The sequence below is a fragment of the Patescibacteria group bacterium genome (assembly GCA_028707065.1).
Classification (GTDB): Bacteria; Patescibacteriota; Patescibacteriia; order Patescibacteriales; family WJLG01; genus JAQTUZ01.
This window is the reverse complement of sequence record JAQTUZ010000008.1, coordinates 25009-44841: the sequence shown is the minus strand read 5'-3', so window position 1 is coordinate 44841 and position 19833 is coordinate 25009. Positions and strand designations below refer to the sequence as shown.

Annotated in this window: 21 protein-coding genes; 1 reads left to right on the top strand and 20 read right to left on the bottom strand. The window is 44.3% G+C overall.

Going from position 1 to position 19833, the window contains the following annotated elements; all coding sequences use genetic code 11:
- Position 1 precedes the first annotated feature (1 nt).
- The 5 genes from PHE24_03660 to PHE24_03640 form a co-directional block, all read right to left on the bottom strand.
- Positions 2–1705 (bottom strand): arabinofuranosyltransferase, encoded by a 1704-nt coding sequence (locus PHE24_03660; GenBank protein MDD4902210.1) that lies wholly within the window; start codon positions 1703–1705, stop codon positions 2–4.
- A gap of 78 nt (positions 1706–1783) precedes the next feature.
- Complete coding sequence (locus PHE24_03655; protein ID MDD4902209.1) at positions 1784–3583, bottom strand: hypothetical protein; 1800 nt, start codon at positions 3581–3583, stop codon at positions 1784–1786.
- Between the two features lie 176 nt (positions 3584–3759).
- Positions 3760–5289: a hypothetical protein gene (locus PHE24_03650; GenBank protein ID MDD4902208.1), complete on the bottom strand. Its 1530-nt coding sequence runs from the start codon at positions 5287–5289 to the stop codon at positions 3760–3762.
- A 182-nt stretch (positions 5290–5471) separates the two neighbouring features.
- The gene (locus tag PHE24_03645) at positions 5472–5732 is read right to left on the bottom strand and encodes a hypothetical protein (GenBank protein MDD4902207.1); all 261 of its coding nucleotides are present in this window, start codon (positions 5730–5732) and stop codon (positions 5472–5474) included.
- 69 nt (positions 5733–5801) lie between these two features.
- Entirely contained in the window at positions 5802–7412 is a 1611-nt protein-coding gene (locus tag PHE24_03640) for a ComEC/Rec2 family competence protein (protein MDD4902206.1), read from the bottom strand.
- Between the two features lie 87 nt (positions 7413–7499).
- Here PHE24_03640 and PHE24_03635 point away from each other — a divergent pair, with 87 nt between their 5' ends.
- Complete coding sequence (locus PHE24_03635; GenBank protein MDD4902205.1) at positions 7500–7907, top strand: hypothetical protein; 408 nt, start codon at positions 7500–7502, stop codon at positions 7905–7907.
- 224 nt (positions 7908–8131) lie between these two features.
- Here PHE24_03635 and prfB read toward each other — a convergent pair whose 3' ends face one another.
- The 15 genes from prfB to PHE24_03560 form a co-directional block, all read right to left on the bottom strand.
- Entirely contained in the window at positions 8132–9223 is a 1092-nt protein-coding gene (gene prfB, locus PHE24_03630) for a peptide chain release factor 2 (protein MDD4902204.1), read from the bottom strand.
- Positions 9224–9328: 105 nt separating this feature from the next.
- Positions 9329–10153 (bottom strand): glutamate racemase, encoded by an 825-nt coding sequence (gene murI / locus PHE24_03625; GenBank protein MDD4902203.1) that lies wholly within the window; start codon positions 10151–10153, stop codon positions 9329–9331.
- 158 nt (positions 10154–10311) lie between these two features.
- Complete coding sequence (locus tag PHE24_03620) at positions 10312–10764, bottom strand: hypothetical protein (GenBank protein MDD4902202.1); 453 nt, start codon at positions 10762–10764, stop codon at positions 10312–10314.
- A 255-nt stretch (positions 10765–11019) separates the two neighbouring features.
- Entirely contained in the window at positions 11020–11397 is a 378-nt protein-coding gene (gene rpsI / locus PHE24_03615; GenBank protein MDD4902201.1) for a 30S ribosomal protein S9, read from the bottom strand.
- Positions 11398–11600: 203 nt separating this feature from the next.
- Positions 11601–11948 carry a 50S ribosomal protein L13 gene (rplM, locus tag PHE24_03610; GenBank protein ID MDD4902200.1) on the bottom strand — a complete coding sequence of 116 codons (348 nt, stop codon included), beginning with the start codon at positions 11946–11948 and terminating at the stop codon, positions 11601–11603.
- A gap of 136 nt (positions 11949–12084) precedes the next feature.
- Positions 12085–12435 (bottom strand): 50S ribosomal protein L17, encoded by a 351-nt coding sequence (gene rplQ / locus PHE24_03605; protein MDD4902199.1) that lies wholly within the window; start codon positions 12433–12435, stop codon positions 12085–12087.
- A 147-nt stretch (positions 12436–12582) separates the two neighbouring features.
- Complete coding sequence (gene rpoA, locus PHE24_03600) at positions 12583–13389, bottom strand: DNA-directed RNA polymerase subunit alpha (GenBank protein ID MDD4902198.1); 807 nt, start codon at positions 13387–13389, stop codon at positions 12583–12585.
- A gap of 167 nt (positions 13390–13556) precedes the next feature.
- A complete protein-coding gene (gene rpsD / locus PHE24_03595; protein MDD4902197.1) occupies positions 13557–14189 on the bottom strand; it encodes a 30S ribosomal protein S4 in 633 nt (210 codons plus the stop codon).
- Between the two features lie 129 nt (positions 14190–14318).
- Positions 14319–14699: a 30S ribosomal protein S11 gene (rpsK, locus tag PHE24_03590; GenBank protein MDD4902196.1), complete on the bottom strand. Its 381-nt coding sequence runs from the start codon at positions 14697–14699 to the stop codon at positions 14319–14321.
- A 356-nt stretch (positions 14700–15055) separates the two neighbouring features.
- On the bottom strand, positions 15056–15451 hold the full coding sequence (rpsM, locus tag PHE24_03585) for a 30S ribosomal protein S13 (protein MDD4902195.1): 396 nt from the start codon (positions 15449–15451) through the stop codon (positions 15056–15058).
- 123 nt (positions 15452–15574) lie between these two features.
- Positions 15575–15688 (bottom strand): 50S ribosomal protein L36, encoded by a 114-nt coding sequence (rpmJ, locus tag PHE24_03580; protein MDD4902194.1) that lies wholly within the window; start codon positions 15686–15688, stop codon positions 15575–15577.
- A gap of 100 nt (positions 15689–15788) precedes the next feature.
- The gene (gene infA / locus PHE24_03575) at positions 15789–16007 is read right to left on the bottom strand and encodes a translation initiation factor IF-1 (GenBank protein MDD4902193.1); all 219 of its coding nucleotides are present in this window, start codon (positions 16005–16007) and stop codon (positions 15789–15791) included.
- A gap of 220 nt (positions 16008–16227) precedes the next feature.
- The gene (locus PHE24_03570; GenBank protein MDD4902192.1) at positions 16228–18054 is read right to left on the bottom strand and encodes an alanine--tRNA ligase; all 1827 of its coding nucleotides are present in this window, start codon (positions 18052–18054) and stop codon (positions 16228–16230) included.
- Positions 18055–18238: 184 nt separating this feature from the next.
- Positions 18239–19234, bottom strand: coding sequence for a transglycosylase SLT domain-containing protein (locus tag PHE24_03565; GenBank protein MDD4902191.1), 996 nt, complete (start codon positions 19232–19234; stop codon positions 18239–18241).
- A gap of 139 nt (positions 19235–19373) precedes the next feature.
- The gene (locus tag PHE24_03560; protein MDD4902190.1) at positions 19374–19730 is read right to left on the bottom strand and encodes a hypothetical protein; all 357 of its coding nucleotides are present in this window, start codon (positions 19728–19730) and stop codon (positions 19374–19376) included.
- Positions 19731–19833 lie beyond the last annotated feature (103 nt).

Below are 19833 nucleotides of genomic sequence, written 5' to 3'. Positions count from 1 at the left end.
TTTATTTCTTATCCCAAACCGCATAATAATCATCTTGAAACACTTTGGTGAAATATTTTTCCGAGATCAAATCCCCTTTCAGCCTGAGATTATCCTGTTTGATGCCGGCTACCGGCTCGTCCAGATTGAAATAGATCACGTAATCCTTTTTATCTCTGGCCAAAATCAGCCGGGTTATTTCCCCGTAAGGCGTCGCGGCAAGCCGATAAAATTCGGCCGGATCTTTGGCGCCGGCCATTGCCCGCAGATAAGCTTGGCGGTCGGAAAAATGGGCCGCCGGATGATTGTTATGCTGGCCGAAATAGATAAAAGTGTTGACCGGCACGAAAGCCGGCAATTCCGCCAAGCCGGAATTAAGCACCAGTCCGGGCGGCGCTTGGTCTTTTTTTAAAAAATCAAAAAGCTTGACCTCGATCGGATACATTGATTTCGACTTGATCATCCTGTTCCTGACGCCGTCGGCATCAACGAAAGTTCCGCAAGGCAAATAAAGCGACAAAATAAGCAGGCCGACTATTAAAATAACTTCTTGCCCGCGCTGGCCGATCTTTTCTTTCCACTTGCCGAATAATCGGGCAATGGCAAAAGCGGCGCAATAGCCGAGGGCAAGCCGGTCGATCAGGCCGAAACCGCGGAATTCTTGAAAAGGGCTGTTGAAAAAATAAACCGTGGCCAATCCCATCGCCCACCATAAATAAGAAGCGATAAAAAGGCAAAGCGCCGGCTTGACGCGCTCGTCGCGGCGATAATAAATCGCGGCAACGAGACCGGCGAGCATCAGCGCGCCGCGCCAGGAAAATTCGGTCAGCGCCTGCAGGCTGTAAACCAATCCGTTGGGCGTGAAAATCGCCGTCTGCCAATTCTCCGTGCCAATTTTCAAATAAGCGAAAACAAGCGGAAATAAATAAGGCGAGGCAACGAGCAAAGATATTCCGGCCACGGACAAAAGTCGGCCGTAGAAAACGAATTGTTCTTTCTTGGCCACGGACAGCGCGTAAAGCGCGATAGCGATGGCGGCAAAGATCAGCCAGAGATAATAAGTCATGAAGATCAAGCCGCCGATCACGCCAAAGCTAACCATTATCTTCCAATTCCAAGCCTGGCGCGCTTTTCGCACCAAAAAAATCGTCCAGAGAACCGCCGCGGCCGCGGCCAGCACTTCGTAAGGCTTGCCGATCATCACATCGACATCGACCAAAATAAAAATGAACAAGGAAAAAAGCAGCGGCGCCGCTTCGGGCAGCTCGCTTTTATTCTCATCACGATTATTGAAAAATTTAAAAAGCCAATAAACCAAAAGCGGAATCAGAAAAAAGGAAGCAACCGAGGCGAATTTGGCGATCGTCACGCCGTTCCAGGACATTATTTTTCCCACCAGCGCGAAAATCCAAAAAAAGAGCGGCGGATAAAATGGCGGCAAATTGTGATAAGCAAAATCGGAAAAGAAACTCACGTGAGCGAAAGTATTAAAAATGGCGGCGATCGTCGCTTCATCGCCCACCAAACCCCAGAAAGATAAAATAAAATTATGGGAGATCAAAGCGTAAGAAACGGCCGCGGCCGCGCCGGTCAGCAACAAAAACAGCCAAGGTTTGGCTTTCATCAGAACAAAAGTTATCGCCAACGCCACAAACATGATCAGCACGAATTTGACGCTGACCACGGACATTAAATTGTCATAAAGCGCTTGAATTGCAGTGTTCATAAATTTATAATTTTAGATCTTCTGCCCGCTCGGCGAATTTTAATTATACCATCAAGGGCTGGGGCGCAAAAGCGGAATTTATCGCTGGCCGATTAAAACGACCCATTTTTCACCGTCCCAAAAAAACAGGGCGACTTGCGGATTGGCCGCCAAATCTTTTGACAGCGTTATCAGCAGACTGTCGCCAAAATAACGGTCATTGATCCCGGCCGGTTCGAAAATATAATCGCGCAAAACCGTGGAATAATCGGCCGAGGAGAAATTCGGCTTGGCCAGGATCGATTTGGCCGCCTTAACGCTGTAATAATTAAAATTATTCTGATCGATTTTTTCCACGGCGAATTTTTGCCCGGTTTCATCGGCAGTACGGTTGAACGGCGAGAGGATTATCGGCGGCTGGGGCAAATAAAAAGCGATCGCTTGCTGCCAGCCGTTGCGGAAGATCGGCGCGCCGTGAAAATTATCCGGCAGGCCGAAAAATAAAACTCCGATGTAATCGCCTTGCCTCATCAGGGCGACCGCGCCCGAGAGAGATTTTTGCGCCACTATCGCCGCTTGTTGATAACGCCAATTTTTCACCAACAATTGCCCGGCTAACCCGCCGGCGATCAAAATAATAATTATGGAAAAGATAATTCTGGAATATAATTTATTATTATTTTTTTTCCATAAGGCGATAATCCCCGCCGCCAATATTATCGCAAAGAAAAGCGACGGCAGATAGCCATAGCGCTCCCCTTCTTCGCTGAAATACGTTTTGGTCAGATTGATGCCAAAGCTCGCCACCGGCGCCAGACTGGCCAGAAGCGATAAAAAAACGAGCCAGGGCCAAACCGGCCATTTTTTTTTCCAGGTTAAATAGAGCAATCCGACAAAAAGTAAAATGCCAGCCGCCAAAACAATCACTAAATTATTATTCAACCAAAGAGAAAAAATCGTGCGCCAATTATCGCTCAAAACAAAACTGGTGATGATATCGCCGTAAACCGCCGCTGTTTTCATTAAGCCAAGATGCAGATGCTCGGCGCCGTAATAACCAAAAAACAAGCCGATGGCGCGATAGCGCAGCCATAAATACCCAGCCAATATTATAAAATACGGAACGACAAATAATATTTTAATCATTTTGACGCTGGCGCGATTTTTCCAGAAATAAATAATCTTATCAGCGCTCGCTCGAAAATAATCTCCGCGAGGCGCGGCGTTATTTCGCTCGCTCGCTTGATAATAACCGGCAAAAATCAAGACGATAAACGGCAGCGAAATGGCCATTTCCTTGGTGAACAAAGCAGCGGAAAAAAATACCAGAGAACCGGCGTAAAGCCAATATTTGGCCCGCGGATATTTCAAACAAAAAAGCAGCGGCAATAAACTGGCGAGAAAGAAGAAACTGCAAAGCGGATCGCCGATGGCCGCCAGCCAAGCCACGGCCTCGGAATGATTAGGCAAGATCGCGAAAATGGCCGCCGCAACGACTGCCCAAGCAAATCGATCTTCCTTCTTATTGGGCCAGACAAAATTTAAAACAATTAAATAAAGCAAGACGACATTGGCCGCGTGCAAAAAAATCTGGACGAGGTGATACCAAAAATAATTTAATTGCCAAAGATGATGGCAAAAAGCCCAGAACCAAACCACCAGCGGACGATATGATCCGCCCGCGTGCGTGCCGACATAATTGGTGAGAAAATATTGCCAAAGCGGCTGATGCGGATTGGCCACTTGCGTCAGGAAATCCCAATCATCGGAAACGAAAAAATCCCGGAAATTGAAAATAAACGGCAAAGCCGCCAGAATAAAAATTATTATTGGGACAAAATTTTCTTTCTTGTCCGCCATAGCCTTGGCGAAGGCGGACTTTTTTAACCAATTAATCATATGTTTTGTCATCCTGAGGAGCGAGCCGCCTCCGCCCAAGGCGGACGAGGTCGGCGAGCGAGGAAGGATCTATTGCCCGAGCAAAATTTAACTACTCCTTAAAAAATTTTTATCGAAAAAAATTCTCAATTCCTACAAAATAGATCCTTCGCGCGGCGCTCAGGATGACAAAAAAATTATTTCTTAAATATTTTTTTCCACAACGAAGTGCCGGTCAAATCAACCTTAATTTCCTTGATCCGCACCTGATCGTTAAGCTGATCGCTGGCGGATAACCCGGGCGCGGAGATCAAAAAATAATACTTATTCCACATCCGGAAAGCGTTGGTTAGATCAAAGTTAGCTTGCGCTACCAGCCAATCGCCTTGTTTGACCGGCGGCGTATAACGCGCCAAAACATAATCCACGCCTTCCTGGTCGGCATCGAATTTGGCATCAACGGATTTAACGCGCGGATCGATCATTTGTTCGGCCGACAGGGAAAAAAGCCCATCGCCGGAAAGCGAAATTCCGTCATTATTAAGAATTATCTGACTGCCAGCCGGCGGCAAATCGTTAACCGTAAATATTTTATAAGTTTGATCGATGTTCAACTCAACGCCGGAAAATGAATTGCCGTTATTTTTATTGATGGTTATCTTGCCTAATTTATCCGGATGCGAAGTCTGAACCGCCAGCGTGCGCCCGTCCGTGAAAAAATTTCGGCCGCAGGAAACTTCGGGAGCGTCGGCAATCGCTAAAGCATTGATAAAAGCCATTTTACTTTGTCCGGTGGTGATCGTTCTCGTCACAATATCGCCATTAGCGCGCACCGTGATCTTATAAACGCCCTCGGGCAAATTGGCCAAATCTAACTTCAAATGCCGCCACGGTTTTTGCGCGCCGCTATCAACAGCAATGCCATCGTCGTCGAGGTGCTCGCTCGAAATCAATTTGTCGCGATAATAAACATAAACATCGATCGGGTCCGGATCCAAATTTTTATTCAAATCTTGGAAAACAAAGTCATCGGACAAATTCTCATTTTTAATGTAGGTATAAAACTGATAAGCCCCGACCAGCGGCCGGCACATGGTCGAGGTAGCTTGCCGCGGCTGATAATCGGGCAATAAATAATCGGTTTTCCAATCATAATTATACAAAGCGATCTTGTCGGTCGCGGGAGGATTTTTTAAAAATTCTTCAATCGTATCAAATTGTTTATTTCTTTGCAGGAGAACAGTGGAGTCCCCTCTTGGGAGGGGTGCCGAGCCCGGCGAGGCGGGGTGGGTTAGCGCTGGTAAAACAGAATCATCTAATACAAACCAGTTTTCCATCAACTCTTCCAATTTAGCATTATAGAGCGGCTGCAAATCATATTGCCAGGTGCGCCCGTCCTTGGAAACTCCGGCCTCGACGATCGGCAGATTCGGATCAACTTGGAATTTTACGGAAAGCAAAGCTTGATTAAATGGCCGCGGGGTGCGCAAAGAAAAATAAGCCGGATCGCCGATAATATCTTGCGTGCCGTCTTTTTCGGCAACAATTCTTTCCATGGGCGTTAGCTTGCCGATGAAATCATTAAAACCCTTGAAATTTGTCAAGTAAGTAATCTTGCCAAAAGGAATTATAGCCAGCCACGCCAGCGCAAAAACCGCCACGGCCAGCGCAGCTATCCAGACTATTCTTAATTTGAAACGAAAATCCATCGTTTGGTAGGAGAACATAGAACAAAGATCAAAGAACACAAAAAAAATAGTTCTCGGATTTTATGCTCTTTGCTCTATGTTCCATGCTCTGTGTCTATAAATTATACCTTTTCCATTTAAACTTGGCTATTGACAAAAAAGGTAAAAAATCAGCAAAAAAAGAAGCCCGACGAAATCGGACTTCCGAAAAATAATTGACACTAGCGTCCTAACAAACAATAGGTGTACGAAATTATTCGACTCTTGCCGTGCGGACTTTCAAAGCTACTCGGTTTCTCAAAAAGAGTATATCTCGGAGACAGGGGTATTTTCCCCGTCAAGCCGAGTTTTCCGACCAGAACTTTTGACAATTCCGTGACCTTTTTCTTGCTTTCGGCAAAGGCCAATATCACGATAATGTGCTTCGTCTTGGTCATCGCGTTATTTTGCAAAACGTACAATCTCTTCCTGGCTCTAGGCATTTTACCTCCTTTTTTTGTTCAATATCGATAAACAAAGCAATTTAACAAAGGGATTGTTCCTTGTCAAGATTAAAACTTCCAATAAGCAAATGGCAAGCTCGCCGAAATTTGCGCGACGGCAATCAAGTATTTTACTAAAATATCCGCGGGCAGGAAAAAATATATTGCACCGGCGGGAAATATTAAGGTTAGGCCCATGGCGATGAAAGCGGTGATCATGATAAATGGCGCGGCCCAAAGCGCGAACAGATTGGCGATCGGCGCGACCAGCGAAATTTGGTGAAAGCCGAAAATCAAGATCGGCGCGGTAAAAACTTGCGCCGCGATCGTCAGTGCTGCCGTCTGGCAAATTATTTTTAAAATCCCCTCTCGAGAGGGGTGCCAAGCGCCTCGCTTGGCGGGGTGTGTTACGTTTTTTATTTCGTAAAACCTTGATAACCATTTATCAAAAATCGGGTAAAGATAAATCATGCCTAGAACGGCCAAAAAAGATAATTGGAATCCGGCGTCCGCGATAACGAGCATCGGATTAAACAAAAGCATGCCCGCGCCGGCGAGCGCCAAAGTATAATCTAATCGCGCCAAACGTCCCAGATACATAGCCAACAAAACCAAAAAACCCATAATCCCCGCCCGAGTTGCCGAGGCAGGCGCTCCAACCATCACCACGTACAATAAAATAATGGGCACGCAAAACCAAAAAGCGTGCCGGCGATTCAAACCCAGGAATAACAAGCAGAAAAAAATAATGGCGATCACCAAGCTGATATGCGTGCCGGAAATGGCGACGATATGCGATAAGCCGCTTTGGCGGAAAATATCGCTCAAATCATCAGGCACGGTCGGATCGTTCAAGATAAAAGCTTTAAGCAGTCCGGCTTCCGGTTCGGCCAAGCCGTTATCGATCGTGCCGCTTAATTTTTTTCGGATTTGATAAATCCCGCCCCAAAGCCAGCTAAAACGCGTCAGGCTTTTTTTCTTTGCCAATAGCGGCGGTGATAAATTTTTATCTGACAAAATTTCTATTTTGGGAAAGTTGCAAGTCGAATAGATTCCCTTGCCGGCCAAATATTTTTCATAATCAAAATCGTCCAACTTATCCGGACGCTTAAGCGTACAAGATATTTTTAGAACGTCGCCATAATCATATTGCGGATAAGCGGCGGCGATGACCAAGACCTTGCCTGCAACCTCACCCCGAACCACCCCCAGCCCCTCCTTTTCAAGGATCCCCCCTCCTTCCGAAGGAGGGGTTTGGGGGTGGTTCTGGGAAGTGGTTGCAATCGAATCGGCTTGCCTATCAATAACCACCCCTACCCCCTCCTTTAAAAGGAGGGGAAATACTTCTAACTTCTGACTTTTCCCTTTCGTCGCCGGTTCAGAAGAAACCAGGCCGATCAATTCTCTTTTTTGGCCGTTGTAATGCCAAATATTATTTGGTGAATCGATCGGCAAACTTATCGAGAATCGCCAGATTCCCAAAAACAAAAAAGCCGCCCAAATCAAAATGGCGCGCGTGTTTTTCTTCTTCCAGCACACGACGGCAATGGTTGAAAATATTATCGCCGCGCTAAAATAATAAAGGCCGAAAAACAGCCAGTCTTTCGGCAAAAACGAAGCAAGAACGATGCCGCCGGCAAAAAACCAGCAAGCGATAAAAATAGCCACCCTCCTTTTCATCGTTGACAAAATGTATTATTTATGCTAATATATTAATATTCATTAAATCAAGATAGTCCTTTTAACCATTCACCAAGGAGAATTGCCATGACTGTAATTATTGTGTGGTCAGTCGTTTCCCTCGTCACGATAATCGTCCTCTTAAGTCATTTACTCCCCAACGCCATCCGTCTCCACCAGGCCAAGAAAGGCGCGATGATTCATTTTTTCTTAACCAAAGACCAACAAACCCTGGTCGACGAATGGATCGTTTTTCTTGTCTACCGATACAACAGTCAGGTGAATATTTCTCATTTCAAAGCCTATGCCGACGCCGAAGAATGTACCAGTTTTTCTTTCGCCTTTATTAGGGGCTTTATCGGTATCAGCATTTTCCGGGCAAGTACGGAGCCCAAAATAATCGAAATAAGAGAACCTGCGATGCCGGTAAATTATATCGGGCCGATGGAACCGATTCGGTTTGAAGCTAAAAATCTTCAAGTGATAAATAGGTAGAAGCAAGCAACCTGCAAAATGCAGCAATCAAGATCATCTGATTGCTGCTTTTTTATTTTGTCATCCTGAGCGCCGCGCGAAGGATCTATGCTGTAGGAATTTGCAAAAAACTTCGAACCATAGAAAAGTAATCGGCTCTTTTAAACTTCCTGTTGTTTAGATCCTTCCTCGTCCGACAAGTCGGACTCCTCAGGATGACAAAAAAATTTCTTACTTCTAATTTCTTACTTCTTACTTTTTAAATAGGCTTCAATAAATCCGTCGATCTCGCCGTCCAGAACGCTGTTGATGTCCGAAGTTTCATATTCGGTGCGATGATCCTTAACCATCTGATACGGCTGCATCACATAAGAGCGGATCTGCTTCCCCCACTCCGCCTTCTGCACTTCGCCGCGGACTTCTTTTTTCTCCTTGGCCTGTTCTTCCAGCTGCCGCTGCAATAATTTTGTTTTTAAAAGCTTCATTGCCAGCTCGCGATTCTGATATTGCGAACGCTGGGTCTGGCATTGCACCGTGATGCCGGTCGGAAGATGGATCAGCCGGACGGCGGTCGAAACTTTATTGACATTCTGCCCGCCCGCGCCCGAAGAGCGATAAGTCTCAAATTTTATTTCATCGTCCTTGATTTCTATTTCATCGGCTTCGGGAAATTCCGGAACCACATCAACCAAGGCGAAAGAAGTGTGGCGCATATTTTCCGCGTCAAACGGCGAAATGCGCACCAGGCGATGCACGCCGGCCTCGGATCTTAAATGGCCAAAAGCCCAAAGCCCGTCAATTTTTATAGTCACGCTTTTAATCCCCGCTTCGGCGCCGACCGTGCGATCAATTACTTCGGCGCGATAATCCATTTTCTCGGCAAAACGCAAATACATCCGTTCCAAAATCTGCGCCCAATCCTGCGCGTCCACTCCTCCCGTGCCGGCATGGATCGACAAAATCGCATTATCGCGGTCATACTTGCCGGAAAACAGAGCGTAGAATTCCATCTCCTCGAATCTCTTTTCCAGATCAGCCAGATTTTTATCAACATCTTTCTCGAGCGAATTATCTTTTTCTTTGATCGCTTCGCCGATCAATTCAAAAAAATCATCGATCTCTTTTTTGACTTTATCCCAGCGTTTAACTTCCTTATCCAAATCTTCGGCCTCTTTGCTGATCTTTACCGCCCGTTCCTGGTCATTCCACAACCCGGGCTCTTCCATGATCGCCCGCTTATCGATCAATTCCGCTTTAGCTTTTTCCAATTGCAAAACCTGCCAGACATCATCTAACCGCTTCTGTAATTTTTTAATTCTGTCGAGTAGGTTCTCCATATTTTATTTAATCAGCTTGGTTCTAAAATTTTTAATTTTTGAATTTTATAATTTTTAAAAATTAAGCCTTAAAAATTATTTTAAAAATTTAAAAATTGTAAAAATTTACTTTAATGCTATTCGCGAAATATGCTCAATTTTCTTGCCCAGAAATCTATCACCAAGAATTTTAAATGTCTGGACTCCGCCGGTGGTATAAAAAATTAATTTCGGCTTAGTCCGGCGGCCAATCGCCAATTCCTTGTGCTTAGTTAAGTATTCTTTCAGGCTTTTGGCCACGATCTCTCCTGAATTATAAATCTTACAGTGTTTTCCCATCAGCTGGCAAATCTGTTTTTCCAAGAAAGGATAATGAGTGCAGCCCAAGACCAATAAATCAATTTTTGATTTTTTTAACGGGGCGAGATATTTTTCCAAGGTTTCCTTAACTTCTTTTGGATCATTCCAGCCAGACTCGATCAAAGGCACTAAGAGCGGCGCGCTCTGACAGAAAATTTTCAATCCAGGATTAAGCGCCTTTATTTCGACGGGGTAAATTTTGGATTTGATCGTCGCTTTGGTGCCGATCACACCGACTCTTTTGAACTTTTTGTTAGCGGCGATCGCTTCGGCCATCGGCCTGACTACGCCCAAAACTTTTTTGCCCGGATATTTATGCGGCAGATATTCCTGCTGGATTTTCCTTAACGCTAATGCTGAAGCCGTATTGCAAGCGACAATAATTATGTCGCAGCCATGAGAAAATAAAAAATCAACCGCCTGGCGGGTATATTCATAAACTTCGGCTTTGGTTTTATTTCCGTAGGGCGTGCGGGCATTATCGCCTAAATAGACATAGTCATAATCAGGCAAATGCTTGAGCAAAGATTTCAAAACAGTCAACCCGCCGACCCCGGAATCAAAGACACCGATCATAAACACATAACTCATAACACGCAACACATAACATGGCGTGTATGCCAACTTCATTAATAATAATCACTTTATTCTATAACCTTAGCAAAAATTGGAGAAAAATAAAAGGAGGTAAACTGCTTTACCTCCCTACTATCTTACTCAATAGGTAACCTTTAGCCCAAAAACAATTTTTATGGCGAAAGATCATAAAGTACGTTTTGGCTATTAGGAATATCGTTGGGTATACGATGGTCGGGATCTCTGACAAAATATTTGATTTCTCGTTCATCGGAGAACGAAAATTTATCAAGATTATCTCTAGTCATTGCCCGAGGCCGACCAAGACTATCGAGCTGCATTTCCGCCTTTTTCGAGTTCATGTCAAAATACATTTCATAGAACTTTCTTTCTGATGTCATAAACCATACCGTGTAAATTGACAAGGATAAATTACCCACCAATATCGATTTCACCTGCCCCAGATAACTTTTTTGAGCATTCTCCTTAACGGCCGTAAAAAACTGGGAAGGGAGTCTTGTCATTTCCGTAAGGCCACCGATCATAAACAAATCAACCTCTTTCACACTTTGCGCCTGAATGTTAAAAATGATTGTCAAAATTGATATAAAAATCATTTTTCTCATACAGATTCCCCTTCTTTTTAAGGTTTAATATACAATATCTAATTTTAAAGAACATATAGACAGATATATCATAGTTTATATATTTTGTCAATAACGAACATAAACATCAAACAAAAAACGCCGTTCGTGAGAGAATGGCGTTTTTTGAATATGTGAACTTGATAGACGTAAATTAAAATTTTTATCGGGCACCCACCGTAACACACCCCGTCCTCGCGCGGCGCGAGTCCACCCCTCTCGAGAGGGGAATAAAAACTAGCGCTTGCTCCATTGCGGAGCGCGGCGGGCTTTTTTCAAACCAGGTTTCTTTCTTTCCACCTTGCGGGAGTCGCGAGTCATCCAGCCTTTGGCGCGGATCGCCAAGTTCAATTCCGGATCCAAAAGGATCAGAACGCGGGCCAGACCATGGCGCATCGCTTCAGCTTGGGAGTTGACTCCGCCGCCTTTGCAGAGAACGGAAATATCCACATCCTTGCCCACGCCGGTCAGCTTCAACGGCTGAACGGAGATGGCGGCGCGGTCGGCATCAAAATATTTTTCTACCGGTTTGCCGTTAACTACGATCTCGCCTTTGCCGGAAAGATAAACACGAACCTGGGCCGAGGCGGTCTTGCGGCGGCCGATGGCTTTGATATATTTTCCCTTGGTCGCTGAAATTTCTTCTTTAACTTCCACTATTGCTTCCTTTGCCTGGTGCGGCACTTTATGGGGAGCAACTTGAGGAGCGGCTACTTCAGTTTTTTTGGTTGTCTTTTTAGTCGGCATATAAATTTTCTGGTAACCCACCCCGTCGCCGAGGCGGCGCCACCCCTCCCGCGGAGGGGACTTCATATCAATTATTTAATAATCAAACGTTTCAACATACCGGGACGAAGCTTGGTGTTGGGCAGCATTTGTTTAACCGCCTTTTTCAAAGCCTCGCCCGGCTTCTTGGCCATTAATTCTTCCAAAGAAGTTTCCTTAAGGCCGCCCGGATATTGTGAAACGCGATAATACTTCTTCTGCTGTAATTTTTTGCCGGTGATCTTCACTTTATCGGCATTGACCACTTGCACGCAATCGCCTTCGTCCAGATGCGGGCGATAAGTAACTTTATTCTTGCCGCGCAAAATAGTAGCGATCTGTGTTGCCAGTCTGCCAATCGCTTTTCCTTCCGCGTCGATTATGTATAACTTTCTTTCCATATAAATAATATGATGCGAATACTACTAATTTTTCGCGAATACCGCGAATGATTTAACGAATTATTCGTTTCTGTTTGCGGTTCGTAGTATTCGCGTATAATTCGTTGTATTCGTATTATGTAACCAAATTTATATTTTAGACTAACTCCAACTGAACCATCTTAGCCCCATCTCCGGGTCTCGCGTCCAATTTTATTATCCTGGTATAGCCGCCGGTCCTGCCTTTATATCTTTCGCGCAAAACCTCGATCACTTTCAAGACCGCCATTTTTTGCGGCAATAAGGCGATCAATTTTTTGGTCGCCGGCAGATCATTCTTCTTGGCTAAAGTGATCATTTTTTCCACTTGGGATCTGACAACTTTCGCCTTGGCTTCGGTAGTCTTGACTTTTTCGTAAATCAAAACGCTCGAGGTCAGACCTTTTAACAAAGCCAGACGCGGACCTTTTTTTCTATCTAAAATTTTATTCTTATTTCTATGACGCATAAAACTAAATTATATTGTATTGTATTGTAATACTAATTTAATACAAATACATACTAATCTGACGAATGCCTGCTAAAAAATATTCGTTAGATTAGTATGTATTCGTGGATTAGTATTACATCCCGAACTTTAAATTTTAAACAATTGCTACTTCTTTTTTTCTTTTTTGGGTTTCTTTTCTTTTTTCGGTTTTTTCTCGCCCTCAGCTTCCGGTTCGTCCTTAGCAATCTCCTCTTCTGCCTTGATTTCTTCAACAATCGCCGGCCCTTCTTCGCCGACCAAGGCGCTGATCTGTTCTTGCAGAATCCTCACTGAATCGGTAAAAGATTTTTCCGGAGAAATTGTGCCGTCAGTGGTAATATTGATAATTAATTTATCCCAATTGGTCATTTTACCGACGCGGACATTTTCCACTTTCAAGCCGACCGCTAAAACCGGAGAAAAGAAAGCATCAGTTTCAATATAACCGACTTCGGTATTTTTCTTCTCGATCGCTTCCACCGGGCGATACCCGCGTCCTTTGCCTACGGTAATTTCCATCGACATTGATCCGGCCATATCGGTGATATTAGCGATGACCAGGTCCGGATTGACTATTTCCGCGCGGCTGTCCTTCTTGATATCGCTGGCTTTCACAACCTTTTTACCATGCACGTCCAGCTCCAATTTTATTTCATCCTCATCAAACATCGCCAGCTTTAATTGCTTCAAATTCATAATGATCTCCAGGATATCTTCCTTGACGTACGGCAAAGTGGTGAATTCATGGCTGGCGCCGTTGATCTTTACGCCCACCACCGCGGTTCCCACCAAAGAAGAAAGCAAAACGCGGCGCAGCGAATTGCCGATGGTCATGCCATAACCGGGATAAAAAGGCTCCACAGTCACAATAGCTTCATTGAGCTTTTCGCCCTTGATGAATTCTATTTTGTTTGGCTTGGCGATTGATTCCATAGAATTTTATTTTATTTTATTTTTTAGCTTTGTTATATAATGCGAATACCGCGAACCGTTTTGATTCCCCTCTTGAGAGGGGTGGCCGCGCCGCGCGGACGGGGTGTGTTATTCGTTAAATCTATTCATAGTATTCGCGAACAATTCGTAGATTCGCATCATGCGCATTATCTCGAATAGAACTCAACGATGATTTGCGGGCTGAAGTTGACGCGAAGATCCTTGGCGGCCGGTTCATGCAAAACTTTAACGCTAAAATCTTCAGCGCTAACGTTGAGCCAGCCGGGGATTTCCGCTTTCTTGATCTTGGCGGTAAGATTGGCGAACTTCTTACTGCGTTTGCTTCTTTCCTTCAATTTTATCACATCGCCTTGTTTGACTTTATAGGAGGGAATATTGACCGGTTTGCCATTGACCGTGAAATGGCCGTGATTGACCAGCTGTCTGGCTTCGTTGCGCGAAGCGCCCAGAGCGGCCCGATAAACGACGTTATCCAAACGCAATTCCAAAAGCCGGAGCAAAAGCTCTTCGGTATTGCCTCTTTTCTTGGCCGCGTGATCGAACAAGATGCGGAATTGTTTTTCGTTCAAAAGATATTGCTTCTTGGCCTTTTGTTTTTCAATCAACTGCAAGCCGTAGTCAGAGCGCCGGGGCGCGCCCTTGGCTTTGGGGCCGTGAAAACCGGGAATATAATTTCTTTTGATTATCGCGCACTTGGGCGAAAAACAACGCTCGCCCTTGAAGAATAATTTTTCTCCGATGCGCCGGCATTGCTTGCATTTTGGATCGGTGTTTTTCATAAGATTATAATCCTAATCTACGAATTCATCCAAATCTACGAATTATTGATAGCACCAAAACTATTCGGGTCATTCGGATGCATTCGTAGGTTCGGATTATTTCAACTCTTAATAATAATTTAATCGAAATTACACTCTTCTCGGCTTTTTGGGGCGGCAGCCGTTATGCGGGATCGGAGTGATATCTTTGATCGAAGTGACATTGACACCATTGGCATTGACGGCTCTGATCGCGGCTTCGCGGCCGGTGCCGATGCCTTTGACAAAAACGCTCGCCTCTCTTAAACCATATTCATCCTTAGCTTTCATTAAAACGATCTTGGCGATGATTTGCGCGGCGTAAGAAGTCGCTTTCTTCGGACCTTTAAAGCCAGCCATGCCGGCCGAAGCCCAGGCAATGACATTGCCGTTCAGATCGGTGGCGGTAACGATGGTATTATTATAACTGGCTTTGATATAAATCTTGCCGACTTCGACTCTCACTCTGGCTCTCTTTTTCTTTTTTTTCATCGGTTTCTTGGCGCTCTTTTCTTCTTTTCTGGCTTCCAATTTTTTCTTGATTTCCTCGGGCAATTCTTCGGTAACATCGCCGTCTTTCTTGGGTGAGACTTCCGCCGCATCTTCCAAATCATCATCGGCAAAATCTTTTTCGGAAACCAAAACCGGCGTCTCGATTTTCTCGGCGATTTTGGATTCTTCGTTTTTGATTTCTTCAGCAGACTTTATATCTTTTTTCTCTTCGGGCATATTTAGAAAATTTTATTTTTGGATTCTTGTTTAATAAATGAGGTGATTCTCTACGAATTACGAATATTTACGAATATACGAATTCGTATATTCGTCCGGATTCGTAATTCGTATAAACCTTAAGTCTTCTGCGCCGCCGGCTTGCGTCCCGAGCCCATGGTCTTGCGGACATTGCCGCGAACCGTGCGGCTGTTTCTCTTGGTGGTTTGGCCGCGAACCGGCAACCCCTTGATATGGCGCACGCCGCGATAGCAGCCGATCTCCTTCATCCGCTTGATATTGCCGATGATTTCTCTTTTCAAATCTCCTTCGATGATATATTTCTTTTCCACAATATCTCTGATCTTATTCACTTCCGCTTCGGTCAAATCCTTTACTCTTTTTTCCGGATCGACTTTCGCTTCCGCCAGCGCGTCAAGAGCGCGGGAAAAACCAATGCCAAAAATATAGGTCAAAGAAATTTTCACCTTTTTTTCCGTGGGGATATTGACGCCGGCGATTCTAGCTTGAGCCATGTTGGTTGATTAGTGAATTAGTTAATTAGTTTGAAAAAATAATTGGCTGATCAATTGATATTTTATTTGTCTTGGTTAATTGGCTTCTCAACCAATTAACCAATCAACTAATCAACCAAAAAACTATCCTTGTCTTTGTTTGTGTTTGGGATTCTTGCAGATAACACAAACCTTGCCTTTGCGGCGGACAACTTTACAATCCTTACAGATTACTTTTACGCTTGCTCTGACCTTCATATCAATTAAAAATTAAAAATGAAAAATTAAAAATTGCGGATAAAACGAGTTAATTCGGTAAAATTATTTCCGCAAAAAATTCTAGGGCATTTCTTAAAAATTACAACCGGAAGGTGATGCGGCCCTTGGTCAGGTCATAAGGCGAGATTTGCACCTTGACCCGGTCGCCGACGGAAAGCCTGATCTTGTTCATCCGCATTTTTCCGGAAAGATGGGCCAAAATTTCATGGCCGTTCGGAAAAACAACGCGGAAAGTTCCCGCGGGCATTAATTCCGTTACCTCCCCTTCCATTTCCAGAAAATCTTTGGAATTAATAATTTGATTTTTTTCTTCTTGCATTAACAAAAAAAATTACCAAACAAAATAATTGGTAAATCTTGTTACTGATTTATAAGGAAATTGTATAGGCAAAAGCAAAAAATGTCAAGAGAAGCCGCAATTACAGATTACAAATGACAAATTACAAATTATTTTAGCTAATATTTAAGATAAATTCTCGCTCTATCTATTTGTAATTTGTAATTATTAATTTGTAATTCTATTCCAAGACCGCCTTAATCCTTCTCACTCCGGAAGAAGAACTCTCTTCTTTAATAATCTTAAACTGGCCGAGTTCACCCGTACGCGAGGCATGCGGGCCGCCGCAAATTTCTTGCGAGACTTCGCCCATTTTATAGACCTTGACCTTCTCGCCGTATTTTGATTCGAAAACGCCCATCGCTCCTTCGGCTTTGGCTTCGGCCAGCGGTTTTTCTTCGCAGACAATCGGCAGATCTTTTTGGATCGCTTCATTGACCAAGCGCTCAACTTCGGCAACTTGCTCCGGGGTCATCTTCGCCGGATGGGAAAAATCAAAGCGCAAACGCTCGGGGGTGATATTGCTCCCCTTCTGATAGATATGGTCGCCCAAAACTTTCCGCAAAGCTGCCAGTAAAAGATGCGCGGCCGTATGCAACTTTTTTGTTTCTTCCGAGGCATCGGCCAGACCGCCTTTGAACATTCCGGCGGAGGCGGTGCGCGAAAGCTCCTGATGTTTTTTTAATTCTTCATTGAACAAATTTAAAAACACATTTTCTACATCCTTAGGAATCATTATTCCGCCATTACCAACCCTTTTTTTATTTATCTCTTCAAAACTCAACTCAATCGGAAACCCGGATGTTTGATATAAATCAAATAAAGTTTTTGCGTCAAGCTTAAATTCTTTTATGTCCCCGCCATATTTATCAAATAATTTATTTATTTCCTCAATTCCATTTTCTAAAGTCTTGCTGAATTTTTCCTGTTCGGCTTGAATTTCTTTTAAAATATATTCTTTATTTTTGTTAAGCTCGGGATAAGCTTCCTGATAATCGGCAATCACCACTTCGGCTAGCGCCGCAGCCCAATTATCCGCGGAAATTTTCAATTGCCGGCCATAACGGATCGCCCGGCGCAACAAGCGGCGGACAATATAACCCGCGCCGGTATTGGACGGGGTCACGCCCTTCTCATCGCCGATAATAAAGGTGGCGGCCTTAAGATGATCAACAATGATGCGCATTGAGCGCGTTACTTCCGGGCTCTCACCGTATTTTTTTCCGGAAAGCTCTCCAACCTTTCTGATCAAGCCGGCCCAGACATCGCTCAAATAATTATCGTCAAATCCATTCAAAATCGCTAAAGTCCTTTCCAGTCCCATGCCGGTATCGACGTTGTTTTGCGCCAGCGGCTCGAACGACCCATCCGCCTGCTTATTATACTGCATGAAAACGTCGTTCCAAATTTCCACCCAAAGCGCGTTGTCGTCGTTAAAACTGGCGGGCACTTTGTCCGGATCGCCCACCCAATAGAACATTTCCGAACACGGTCCGCACGGCCCAGTGACTCCGGCCGGCCCCCACCAATTATTTTTCTTGGGTAATTTGGCGATCTTTTTTTCGTCCATTCCGAGTTTTTGCCAAACAGCAAAAGCTTCTTCATCAAACGGAGCGTCAGCATCGCCGGCAAAAACCGAGCAAGCCAAGCGATTTTTATCAAGCCCCAGCCAGCGAGGATCGGTTAAGAATTCCCAACTCCACTCAATCGCTTCTTTTTTAAAATAGTCTCCTAACGACCAATTGCCGAGCATTTCAAAAAAAGTGTGGTGAGTGGCATCGCCCACTTCATCGATGTCGTCGGTGCGGACGCATTTTTGCGAATTAACCAAGCGCTTGCCTTCCGGATGCGACTCGCCCAAAAAATACGGGACCAATGGCTGCATGCCGGCGGTGGTGAACAGAACCGTCGGATCATTTTCCGGGATCAAAGAAGCCGAGGGAATCAGCTTATGCCCTTTGCTTTGAAAAAATTGAAAATACTTTGATCGAAGTTCTTGAGCGGTCATAATCTCATAACTCGTAACGCATAACCCGTAACGGAATTTATTATTATAATCATTACTATGATAAAGGATTTTTGACTTTTTTTCAATATCGGCGATAAAAAACTCCTATTCACAATTCTTTATGAATAAGAGGTAATTAATTATTTAAAAAGTCCTGCTTGCATCTTGCAAACAGGACCTGTCTTTACTGGCCAATCACGGCGATCTGGACCGGATCGCTTGGCGCTCTCATGGCCGGATCAAACGGCATTCCCCGATTTTGTCTCAGTTCAGGGTGTTGTTTGATCCAGGCGTAAACCCCATAGACCTTGCGATAATATGGGACTTCCACGTCTCCGCCATATTTTCTTATTTGCCTCAAGACGCGATCGTCTCCGGCCTCATAAGCGATAAGAGCCTTAACCGGATCATTAAAAAGCTGCATGCTGATCAAATAGTGATCCGTGCCTAAAGAAATACTCAAGCGAGGATCAAGGAGCATCTTTCTGAGAACAGCCATGTCTGTAACAATAATGCCGCGCAATGATAACAAGTGCATGGCGGTTTTAGGCATGAGCTGCTCCAAAAATAGAGCGCCGGAATCACTGACAACGGTAGAGTCATTATAACCTTGGGACTCGACGGCGATCTTGGCATATTCCAGATCAGGATCAATTCCCTTTTTGGGGCAGGTGTCCTCAACTATTTTGCCATAGTGTTGAATGATATATGGCGATCTGGCAATTCCCGCTTCGATGGCCACCTGAATTTGCGCCTCGATTTCTGAATTCCGCTTCGGAGTACACAATTTAATTCCGCGCGCTTTGCCCTTTTTGACTCCCGCTTTTTTGGTAACAGCAACTTTTTCCGCGGCTTTGGGCGGGGGCGACTGAAAAATTAGCGGTTGGAGTAAAGGCGTAGCCGCGAGCAAACAAACTTTAAAAAGAGAATCTTTTTTAAAAGACTGCTCCTCTCCCGTCATTTTGATTAAGTCGTCCTTCGGTGGCATTTTCATCGGGTCGTACTTCGGCACGCTTGCCTCAACCCTGCTCGACATCACGTTCTCGACGCCTCGGGCCAGAACTGCTCTTCTCTCGGGAGTCAATTTTTTTTCAATCGCCGGTCCGAAGATAAAAAGCAGTACGACACCGACGAGAGAAATTGGCAACAATACATTGCACGCCAACAAAAATGTTTTCATGGCAATCCTCCATGCTCAATTTTGAGCCGATTCGGGTTATATTTGAATGTACAAAATCAGGGTACCTTATCATATTTTATGAATTTTGTCAACATAAAACCGCCCATTTCGAGCGGCTTCTAGAATAATTTACTTTATTTTAGCCTATTTTCTTAAATCTAACACTAAAAATTGGCTCATATTGAACTTGATGTTCATCCTTAATTTCAATCTTCACGCCCTTGGCAACCTGGGAAACAACCATATCGGAAAGCAATTGGCTATCGTTCATCAATTCATTTTTCAAAATTTCCAATTTATCGAATTCGGAAGAAAATTCTTTCTTGATCCCCTCTTCGTATTTCCGCTTTTCTTCTTTCAGCTTTTTCAATTCTTCCAGCGAGCGCTGATAGGCGCCGGAATTATTCAGCGCGTCGCGGTACATCGTTTTCAATTCCTTCTGTTCTTTCCTGGTTCTTTGGATGCGGTCGAAGACTTCCTGGATATTAGTAGACATGGTTGATTTAATTTTAAATTAGAAACTACGAAATTTATTATAGCACATTAGTTAATTAGTTGATTAGTTACTTAGTCGTGGATCATTTTAAGTTCGTGAAGTA